Annotated in this window: 1 protein-coding gene; it reads left to right on the top strand. The window is 34.5% G+C overall.

Annotated features, from left to right (window positions below; all coding sequences use genetic code 11):
* Positions 1-12: 12 nt before the first annotated feature.
* Positions 13-615, top strand: a 603-nt coding sequence (locus AC1DJR_RS32680) for a type 1 glutamine amidotransferase family protein (RefSeq protein WP_477004539.1), incomplete at its 3' end; no start/stop codon positions are given.

Genomic DNA, 615 nt, shown 5'->3' with positions numbered 1-615 from the left:
GAGTGTTATTGTATGCAAACAAAAAAAGTTTATCTTTATGTATTTAATACGATGTCAGACTGGGAATATGGACATTTAATTGCAGAACTAAACTCAGGAAGATATTTCAAAAAAGAGTTAGCCCCTTTAAAGGTAGTTACAGTAGGAGCTAATAATGAAATTATTACTACGATGGGAGGACTGAGCATAAAGCCAGATATTTCCCTGGATGAATGTACTCTTGAGAGTAACGATCTTTTATTTTTACCTGGAGGGACTACTTGGGGGGAAAGCATTCATCACCCTATCTTAAAAAAAATTGGTGAAGCGTTAAAACTCGGCACTATTGTTGCTGCCATTTGTGGTGCAACTGAGGGGTTAGCGAATTTTGGATACCTAGATTCTAGAAAACATACAAGCAATGATTTAGAATATATTAAAATGGTTTGTCCTAATTATAAAGGAGAACAACTTTATAAGATGGAACCTGCAGTATGTGATGAAAATTTGATTACTGCATCAGGAGTAGCTCCTCTGGAATTTGCAATGGAAGTATTGAAAAAAATTGATGTATTTGCACCAGATACGTTACATTCATGGTATAATCTAAATAAGACTTATAAGCCTGAATACTTC

Source organism: Bacillus sp. 05T31 (assembly GCF_056396725.1).
This window is presented reverse-complemented; position numbering and strand designations above follow the sequence as displayed.